We start from the raw sequence: 6,788 nt of genomic DNA on the forward strand, positions 1-6,788 counted from the left end.
ATTTAGTTATTTATGATTTACAGATTCAGAAATATACAAACAAACAATTACTTTTTCCTATTTTCATACAGAAACGTAGTTGTAGGGAATAAAAACTTTATTTTTTCAAAATTATTTATGAGCCCTGATACAGAACATCAAGAAATTCTATAGATTAATGAAAAGAGTTTTAGACGCTAAATTTATGAATAACCTCGTTACTAATTATTTACTATTTTAGCTTAAAATAAGTATAAAAAATGACCAAACAGGAAAAAATAGATTTTACTATTAAAACACTTCAGGAATTATATCCAAAAATTCCAATCCCGTTAGATCATAAAGACCCATATACATTGTTAATAGCAGTTTTGATGAGTGCTCAAAGCACAGATGTTAGAGTTAATAAGATTACACCTCTTTTATTTGATCGTGCAGACAACCCATATGCAATGATAAAATTATCAGTTGAAGAAATTAGAGAAATTATAAAACCTGTAGGTTTAAGCCCTATGAAGGCAAAAGGTATTTATGGTTTATCACATATACTTATAGATAAACATAATGGGGAGGTTCCTCAAAGTTTTGAAGCTCTTGAAGAATTACCTGCCGTAGGACATAAAACAGCAGGTGTAGTTATGTCACAAGCCTTTGGTATTCCTGCTTTTCCTGTAGATACTCATATTCATAGATTAATGTATCGATGGGGATTTAGTAATGGTAAAAATGTAATACAAACCGAAAAAGATGCAAAAAGATTATTTCCAAAAAACTTGTGGAATGATCTTCATCTTCAAATTATATGGTATGGTAGAGAATATTCACCCGCAAGAGGCTGGAATCTTGAAAAAGATATAATTACCAAAACTATAGGAAGAAAAACAATTATTAATGAGTACATGAAAAAGCAAAAGCCTGTTATCTAACAGGCTTTTGCTTTTTTGTAAGTTTATTTAATTTAGAATCGTTTCAAATTTAAAATTTTGACATTCCAAAACTTTTAACGATTTTGAATAACTAAGAAGAAAATCTATTGTTCTTCTGCTTGGTACCAAATGTTTTTCTTCTTTTTCAGAATACTTAAAGTAAAATTTTGCCATACTATTGGATCTTAAATTATAAAGGTTATTAATAATATAAGAACGGCAATATTTATACTTTATTACTTTAATAGGTTATTAATTTGTTAAAACTATGTTATTCTTTTCTATTACTTTTCTTAAGTTAATAAGTGCATAACGCATTCTACCAAGAGCCGTATTGATACTAACTCCCGTTTTATCAGATATTTCTTTAAAACTCATATCTTTATACATACGCATAATTAAAACTTCTTTTTGATCCTCTGGTAATTCTTGAATTAGATTACGTAAATCTTCTTCTACCTGATCTTTAATTATTCTTTTTTCAGCATTTAAATCTCCATCACTAATCACTGAAAAAATACTAAATTCACCATTGTCTTCAAACTTTGGCATTCTGTTTCCTTTTCTAAAATGATCGATTACGAGATTATGAGCAATACGCATTACCCAAGGAAGAAATTTTCCCTCTTCATTATATTTTCCATTTTTTAATGTACGGATTACTTTAATAAAAGTATCTTGAAAAATATCCTCAGAGACATCTCTATCAAAAACTTTAGAATAAATAAAACTGTAAATACGTTGCTTATGACGTTCAATAAGAACAGAAAGAGCACATTCTTCTCCTTTGATGTAATTGTTGACCAGAACTGCGTCTGATAGGGTGTAATTCTTCATACCTTGACTTTATTATAGTACCAACAAGCGTGGGGCTCGTGCTATGTTAAATTTAAAAAGTAAAGGTGTTGAATAGGCAGTTCTATTTAGTTTTTTGTTTTATTAACAGGGGCTAATATAATAACTATCCTTGAATTTCAAACAATTTCTTTTTATTTTTTTTAACTAAACTTTCAATCTATATAGCCTACAATACTTATTTTGTAATCCTTATATTTGCATCCTTACCGCATATTCACTATGATTCAAGACATTACAACTGCAGATCCTAAACAAAATATAATTATCAAAGGTGCTAAATTACACAACCTTAAAGATTTAGATGTTGTAATACCTAGAAATAAATTAGTAGTAATTACAGGATTGTCTGGGTCTGGTAAATCAAGTTTAGCTTTTGATACTTTATATGCAGAAGGACAAAGAAGATATGTAGAAAGTCTTTCTTCTTATGCAAGACAATTTTTAGGTCGTCTTAACAAACCAAAAGTAGATTATATTAAAGGTATTGCTCCTGCTATTGCAATAGAGCAGAAAGTAAACTCAACTAATCCTAGATCAACCGTTGGTACAACAACCGAAATTTATGATTATCTAAAACTACTGTTTGCCCGAATAGGAAAGACCTTCTCTCCTATTTCTGGAAACCTGGTAAAAAAAGATAGAGTAACCGATGTTGTAGAATATGTGAAGTCTTTTAAAGAAGGGGAAAAATTATTATTGCTCGCCCCTATTACAATTGAAAGTGGTCGTACTCTCGAAGGAAAACTAAACGTATTGCAGCAACAAGGGTTTTCTCGTATAAAAACTAATGGTATAGTATCCAGAATAGAAGAAGCAACTGTAAATGATAAAGATGAATTATATCTGGTAATAGACCGTATAATCAAAAGAGAAGAAGAAGATTTTTACAATCGATTAGCAGATGCTGTGGATTCCGCTTTTTTTGAAGGAAAAGGAACTTGTTTTGTCGAAACTTTAAGCAATAAAAACTTAAGACAATTTAGCAATAAATTTGAGTTAGATGGAATATCTTTTCTTGAGCCTAACATTCACCTATTCAGTTTCAATAATCCATATGGTGCTTGCCCAGAATGCGAAGGATACGGAGATGTTATTGGAGTTGATGAAGATCTCGTTGTTCCAAATACTGCTTTAAGCGTGTATGAAGGAGCTATTTTCCCATGGAAAGGAGACAGTATGAGTTGGTATAAAGATCAACTAGTAAATAATGCTTATAAATTTAACTTCCCAATACATAAACCATATTTTGAATTATCTGATTCTGACAAAGAACTACTATGGAAAGGAAATGAGTATTTTGAAGGAATTACAGGTTTCTTTGATGAATTAGAAGCTAAAGCCTACAAAATTCAGAATCGTGTAATGCTTTCTCGCTATCGCGGAAAAACAAAATGCAATGCTTGTAAAGGAAAACGTTTACGTCAGGAATCTAATTATATAAAAATAGGAGAAGCTACCTTGACTGATTTAGTAGAGAAACCTTTAAACGAATTAGCAGATTTTTTTAGCAACCTTACTTTAGACAAATACGATGCAAAAATTGCTAAACGACTTCTTAAAGAAATAAATAGCAGACTAGAGTTTTTACAAAATGTAGGACTAGAATATTTAACTTTAAACCGCAAATCTAACACTTTATCTGGAGGAGAATCACAACGCATTAATTTAGCCACCTCATTGGGTAGTAGCTTAGTAGGCTCTATGTATATTTTGGATGAACCTAGTATAGGACTACATCCAAAAGATACCGAAAAGCTAATTAAAGTACTCTTATCGTTACGGGATTTAGGTAATACCGTAATAGTTGTAGAGCATGATGAAGATATTATGATAGCTGCCGATGAAATCATTGATATAGGCCCTGAAGCTGGTACTTTTGGAGGCCACGTTGTAGCTACTGGTACTTTTAAAGAAATTTTAAAAGCAGATTCTCTAACTGCAAAATACCTTAATGGTACTCTTGAAATTGAAGTCCCTAAAACTCGAAGGGAATCAAAATATTATTTAGAAATAATAGGAGCCAGAGAAAACAATTTAAAAAACATTAATATAAACGTTCCTCTTGGTGTTTTTACCGCAATAACTGGTGTATCTGGTAGCGGAAAAAGTACATTAGTAAAAAAAATTATTTACCCTGCCATCTTAAAAGAATTAGGAGGCTATGGTGAAAAAGCAGGACAATACACAGAATTAAAAGGGAATTATAGCAATATCAAACATGTTGAATTTGTTGATCAAAACCCTATTGGTAGATCTTCTAGATCCAATCCCGTAACCTACATAAAAGCATACGATGATATTCGTAGTTTGTTTGCTGCTCAAAAACTATCTAATATTCGTAACTATCAGGCAAAACATTTTTCTTTTAATGTAGATGGTGGTAGATGTGAAACCTGTAAAGGCGAAGGTGAGGTAACTATCGAAATGCAATTTATGGCAGATGTGCATCTAGAATGTGAAACCTGTGGAGGAAAACGCTTTAAAAAAGATGTTTTGGAAGTTACTTTTCATGATAAAAATATTCATGATATATTATCTATGACCATAGATACAGCTATTGATTTCTTTTTAGAACACAATCAAACCAAAATACAAAGAAAACTACAACCTTTACAAGATGTGGGCCTTGGATATGTACAATTAGGACAAAGCTCTTCTACCCTATCTGGAGGAGAAGCACAACGTATTAAACTTGCATCTTTTTTAGTTAAAGGAAATACAAAAGACAAAGCTCTATTTATTTTTGATGAACCTACTACCGGACTACATTTTCATGATATCAAAAAATTACTCAAATCCTTTAACGAATTAATCAGTAAAGGACACTCTATATTAGTAATAGAACATAATCTAGATTTGGTAAAGTGTGCAGACCATGTAATTGACCTTGGACTCGAAGGTGGTAAAAACGGAGGAAATATTATAGCTCAAGGTACTCCCGAGGAAATCATAAAGATTAAAAACTCATACACTGGGCAGTACTTAAAAGAAAAGTTATAACCCCCTCTCCTTTACAAATAGCCTATTCTATTTTAAAATAAAGCTTTAAAACATTTAACTTTACTCTAACATTTGATTCTGTAATATACCTCTTGTCTTTTCGGCTAAGTGTTTATAATTATAAAAAAAAATGTCACTTACAAAAGATTTAAAAGCCAGTGCTGAGGCATCTGCAAAAAAACACCCAGAAAACATTCTTCAAATAATGAATAACAGAATTCAAGATTTAAAGGATAAAAAACTCGTTTCTAAAGCATTAAAAACAGGAGATACCATCCCTGAAATTACACTTCCTAACGCTGTTAACAAAAAAGTATCTATACAAGAATTACTATTAGACAAAAAAGTAATAGTGTCTTTTTATCGCGGTGGATGGTGCCCATATTGTAATTTAGAATTAAACGCACTGCAGCAAGCATTACCAGAATTCGAAAAGTTAGGAGCAACATTAATTGCCATAAGCCCAGAAACTCCAGATAACTCCTTAACTACCTCAGATAAAAACAACCTAAGCTTTGAAGTTCTTTCGGATCTTGATAATACAGTTGCAAAAAAATTTAACCTTGTTTTTACCTTACCAAAAGATCTTATCGAAGTCTATAAAGGTTTTAATATTGATTTAGAAAAAAGTAACGGTAATACAAACCAAGAACTTCCTATATCAGCTACTTATGTAATTGATAAGGACGGAACGATACTATATGATTTTATTAAAGAAGATTACAAAGAGAGAGCTGATCCTAACGAGATAATTAAACACCTGAAAAACATATAGTTATTTTTATTTTTTCATTTCTTAATAATTTTTGGCACGCCATTTGAAACACCATTTATCAAATAGTGAAAACCGAAAAACTAATACGTAGGTAAAACCCAAAACATATAAGTAATGAAAAAAATGATACTTTTTATTGCAGTATTGTTACTAGCAGGAGTAACCGCAAAAGCAACCGACCAAAAAAAATCGGATTACCAAAACAAGGTTATAAAAAGACACACACACACACAACCTATTGCTTTTGTAGAAAAAGGAATACAGTTTTTTGTGTATTTGGACGGGAGTATTGACTATACTATATCAGAAAAAAGACATCGATCTCGCAATAACTGGAATAGTAATACTCCTGGAGTGTCTAGAGATAGAACTAGATATAATCGCTTTGTTCAATATGATTATAATGGTAGATTAAAAAAAGTTGGCCCTAATTACATTACCTATGATAGATACAATAGAGTACGTAAAATTGGCTCTATATCTATAAAACATAATAGAAATGGAATGGTATACCAAATAGGCGCTTTACATGTTTTTTATAATAGATACGGAAAAATAAGATACACCAAAGGTAATGTTCACTATACAGATTGTGGATATTGTGGAGCTCACAGATGCATTATTGTTCAGACCCCTTACTGTAATCAGAATTGGAAACAAAAATATGACGATGACGATGATGACGATGATGATGACGATTATAGAGACAGAAAAAGAAAAAAAAGATCAGATGATGATTAAAACATTAAAGATTGGTTAGTTGTTTAAATCCCGTTACCAACATATATTGAGGTAACGGGATTTTCTATTCTCACTAAACATTATTAACTATTATTCAAAACAGCATAATTTTTCTATAAAAATAAACGTAGTAATAGTAAACATAACAAGGATAAAAAAAAAGACGTCCTATTTTATGAGGCTACTGAAAAAGTCACGAACTTAAATAAAAGCGGTAAGTATTTTAGATACTTGCCGTTTTTTGTATTTTGTATTCATGATAGTTCAACAGGAATCTCTTCGATTAAGCGAGTACAGTTCTTTATATGATTTAATTGTTCCTCACACCAACTTGTTAAGGCGTATAAATGATTTAATAGATTTTAATTTCATCTATGAAGAACTTCAATCAAAATATTCTCAAACTCAAGGCAGAAAAGCAGAAAGTCCCATAAGACTATTCAAATATCTTCTGCTAAAAGTAATTTATACCATTTCAGATGTAGATGTAGTGGAGCGTTCACGCTATG

General features: G+C 30.9%; 6 protein-coding genes. 5 read left to right on the forward strand and 1 reads right to left on the reverse strand.

The genetic code is table 11. From position 1 onward, the window contains the following. Positions 1-239 precede the first annotated feature (239 nt). The gene (locus H527_RS0102450) at positions 240-905 is read left to right on the forward strand and encodes an endonuclease III domain-containing protein (RefSeq protein WP_027411234.1); all 666 of its coding nucleotides are present in this window, start codon (positions 240-242) and stop codon (positions 903-905) included. 252 nt (positions 906-1,157) lie between these two features. Here the strand turns inward: H527_RS0102450 and H527_RS0102460 are convergent, their stop codons facing one another. Beyond that, positions 1,158-1,742: an RNA polymerase sigma factor gene (locus H527_RS0102460; protein ID WP_027411235.1), complete on the reverse strand. Its 585-nt coding sequence runs from the start codon at positions 1,740-1,742 to the stop codon at positions 1,158-1,160. 240 nt (positions 1,743-1,982) lie between these two features. Between H527_RS0102460 and uvrA the strand changes: the two genes are divergently transcribed. From uvrA to H527_RS23440, 4 genes are all read left to right on the forward strand, one after another. Beyond that, positions 1,983-4,763 (forward strand): excinuclease ABC subunit UvrA, encoded by a 2,781-nt coding sequence (uvrA, locus tag H527_RS0102465; RefSeq protein WP_027411236.1) that lies wholly within the window; start codon positions 1,983-1,985, stop codon positions 4,761-4,763. A 130-nt stretch (positions 4,764-4,893) separates the two neighbouring features. Next, positions 4,894-5,538, forward strand: coding sequence for a peroxiredoxin-like family protein (locus H527_RS0102470; protein WP_027411237.1), 645 nt, complete (start codon positions 4,894-4,896; stop codon positions 5,536-5,538). Positions 5,539-5,652: 114 nt separating this feature from the next. Continuing rightward, positions 5,653-6,279 carry a hypothetical protein gene (locus tag H527_RS0102475; protein WP_027411238.1) on the forward strand — a complete coding sequence of 209 codons (627 nt, stop codon included), beginning with the start codon at positions 5,653-5,655 and terminating at the stop codon, positions 6,277-6,279. A 256-nt stretch (positions 6,280-6,535) separates the two neighbouring features. Next, positions 6,536-6,788, forward strand: a 253-nt coding sequence (locus H527_RS23440) for a transposase (protein ID WP_162143804.1), incomplete at its 3' end; no start/stop codon positions are given.

Source organism: Aquimarina muelleri DSM 19832 (assembly GCF_000430665.1).
In the GTDB taxonomy this organism is placed as follows: Bacteria; Bacteroidota; Bacteroidia; order Flavobacteriales; family Flavobacteriaceae; genus Aquimarina; species Aquimarina muelleri.